Below are 2476 nucleotides of genomic sequence, written 5' to 3'. Positions count from 1 at the left end.
CGGCCTCGCAACTTCAGGCTCGGGCGACACGCTGGCCGGGATCGTAGGGGGTCTTTGCGCGCGCGGCGCCGATCCGCTGACGGCCGCCTTGTGGGGCGTCTATCTGCACGGCGAAGCGGGGCGGCGGCTGACGAAGGAGGTCGGCCGGGTCGGCTTCCTCGCCCGTGAACTGCTCGACCTCGTGCCGCCTTTGATGGAGGGGCCCTAGCTCGAGGCGGCCCGGTGCCGGTCGAGCTCGTCGCCAACCAGGCGGACGACGTGGACGACGTTGGTGGAGCCGGGGGTGCCGAACGGCACGCCGGCGATGACGACGATCCGGTCGCCGCCCTTGGCGATGCCGTGGCGGAGCGCCATGCGCTTGGCCTTGGCGATCATCTCCTCGAAGCTGGCGACGTCCCTGGTCCGCACCGCATGTGCGCCCCAGAGCAGCCCGAGACGGCGCGCGGTCTTGAGCGACGGCGTCAGCACCAGCAGCGGCACGGTCGGCCGCTCGCGCGAGATGCGGCGGGCGCTCGATCCCGAGACCGTGAAGCACACCATCGCCGCAGCGCCCACGGTGTTGACGATGTTGCTCGCCGCCGAGGCGATCGCGTCGTTGGTGGTGGGGTCCGGGAGGGTCTCGGTGAAGTGCACCCGGGCGCTGTGGCTTGGATCGGATTCCACGCTGGTGGCGATGCGGTTCATGATCGACACCGATTCGCACGGATATTTGCCCGACGCGCTTTCGGCCGAGAGCATGATCGCGTCGGCGCCGTCATAGACGGCGGTGGCGACGTCGGAGACTTCGGCGCGGGTCGGAGTCGGCGCCTCGATCATCGATTCCAGCATCTGCGTCGCGACCACCACCGGGCGGCCCAGGCGCCGCGCGGCCTCGACTATCCTTTTCTGGAGCGGCGGCACCTCTTCGGGAAGCATCTCAACCCCGAGATCGCCGCGCGCCACCATCACCGCGTCGGCAAGCTCAAGGATGCCATCCAGCCGGTCGATCGCCGCCGGCTTCTCGATCTTCGCGAGCAAGGAGGCGCGTCCGGCAATCAGCCGCCGCGCTTCCGCCACGTCCTCCGGCCGCTGGACGAAGCTCAAGGCGATCCAGTCGACATTATTGTCGAGCGCAAAATTCATGTCCGCCCGGTCCTTGTCGGTGAGCGCGGCAAGCGGCAGCACCACGTCGGGGACGTTCAAGCCCTTATTGTTCGAGATCGTTCCGCCGACTTCGACGGTGGTGTCGATCCGGTCGGAATTGGCGCTGCTGACGCGGAGCACGAGCTTGCCGTCGTCGATCAGGAGCCGGGTCCCCGGCTCCACCGCCTCGAATATCTCGCGGTGGGGCAGGTTGACGCGCTTGCCGGTGCCGCCGGCAAGGTCTCGATCGAAGGTGAAGGACTGGCCGTTCTCGAGCGTGGTGCGGTCGCCGTCGAACTTGCCGACACGGAGCTTCGGCCCCTGCAGGTCGGCGAGGATGGTGGTCGGCCGCTCGAGCTCCTTTTCGAGGCTGCGGATCGTCTCGATCCGCCGCAGATGGTCGGCATGGTTGCCGTGGCTCATGTTGATCCGGAATGCGTCCGCGCCGGACTTGACGAGCTTGCGGATCATTTCAGGCGTATCGCTGGCCGGGCCGAGCGTCGCGAGGATTCGGACCTTGCGGCTTCGGGGCGCGATCGGGGTGGCCATCATCTCTCCAACTGGTCTGGCGTCGCCGAATAGCCACTATTGATGCGAGTTCAACCGGCGATTGGCGAGTGCGCTTGAGCCACCCGCCCACACCCCCTAGAGCCGCCGCTCAATCTTCAGAATCGGGTGGAGCAAACATGGCGGAAGGATCGATCGCGGCCGACGAACTGCGATTGCTGATCGAGCGTATCGAGCGGCTGGAAGAAGAGAAAAAGGCGATCGCTGACGACGTCAAGGACGTCTACGGCGAGGCGAAATCGCGCGGCTACGACACCAAGACGATCCGTGCGATCGTGCGCCTCCGGAAAATGGAGAACCACGTCCGGCAGGAAGCCGAAGCACTGCTCGACACTTACAAGGCCGCGCTCGGCCTCGCCTGAGGAGCAAGACCATGATCATCAGCACCACGACCACGATCGAGGGCCGCCCGGTGACGCAATATCTCGGCGTCGTCACCGGCGAGGTCATCGTCGGCGCGAACATCTTCAAGGATCTGTTCGCCGGCATCCGCGATATCGTCGGCGGCCGCGCGGGTTCGTATGAGACGACGCTCCGCTCCGCCCGGGACACCGCCTTCCAGGAGCTGGAAGCGGAAGCGACGCGGCTCGGCGCCAATGCCGTGATCGGCGTCGACCTCGACTATGAGGTGATCGGCAAGGAAGGATCGATGCTGATGGTCAGCGTCTCGGGCACCGCGGTGCGCCTCGGTTGAAGCCGGACTCGCCTGCCGCTAGAGAGCGGGCAGGGGCTCATCAGCTGAAAGTGAAGAGCGGCAATGGCCGGCCATAGCAAGTTCAAGAACATC

4 protein-coding genes are annotated in these 2476 nt (G+C 66.5%); 3 read left to right on the top strand and 1 reads right to left on the bottom strand.

The window, feature by feature from the left end:
- A partial coding sequence (locus tag VF662_RS02885) for an NAD(P)H-hydrate dehydratase (RefSeq protein WP_464137487.1) occupies window positions 1-208 on the top strand: 208 nt, incomplete at its 5' end.
- Here VF662_RS02885 and pyk read toward each other — a convergent pair.
- Window positions 205-1671 (bottom strand): pyruvate kinase, encoded by a 1467-nt coding sequence (pyk, locus tag VF662_RS02880; RefSeq protein ID WP_464137486.1) that lies wholly within the window; start codon window positions 1669-1671, stop codon window positions 205-207. The genes VF662_RS02885 and pyk overlap by 4 nt on opposite strands.
- A gap of 137 nt (window positions 1672-1808) precedes the next feature.
- Between pyk and VF662_RS02875 the strand changes: the two genes are divergently transcribed.
- Window positions 1809-2051, top strand: a complete 243-nt coding sequence (locus tag VF662_RS02875) for a DUF2312 domain-containing protein (RefSeq protein ID WP_464137484.1) — start codon at window positions 1809-1811, stop codon at window positions 2049-2051.
- An 11-nt stretch (window positions 2052-2062) separates the two neighbouring features.
- Window positions 2063-2383 (top strand): heavy metal-binding domain-containing protein, encoded by a 321-nt coding sequence (locus VF662_RS02870; RefSeq protein ID WP_464137482.1) that lies wholly within the window; start codon window positions 2063-2065, stop codon window positions 2381-2383.
- The last annotated feature ends 93 nt before the right edge of the window (window positions 2384-2476 follow it).

This window comes from Allosphingosinicella sp. (genome assembly GCF_036387215.1).
Classification (GTDB): domain Bacteria; phylum Pseudomonadota; class Alphaproteobacteria; order Sphingomonadales; family Sphingomonadaceae; genus Allosphingosinicella.
Note: the sequence above shows the minus strand (reverse complement) of the source record. Positions and strands in the feature narration are given on the sequence as shown.

What these genes read in the sequence shown, in the direction of transcription:
- VF662_RS02875 (WP_464137484.1), top strand. Translation starts at nt 1,809, where the DNA reads ATGGCGGAAGGATCGATCGCGGCCGACGAACTGCGATTGCTGATCGAG.
- VF662_RS02870 (WP_464137482.1), top strand. Translation starts at nt 2,063, where the DNA reads ATGATCATCAGCACCACGACCACGATCGAGGGCCGCCCGGTGACGCAA.
- pyk (WP_464137486.1), bottom strand. Translation starts at nt 1,671, where the DNA reads ATGGCCACCCCGATCGCGCCCCGAAGCCGCAAGGTCCGAATCCTCGCG.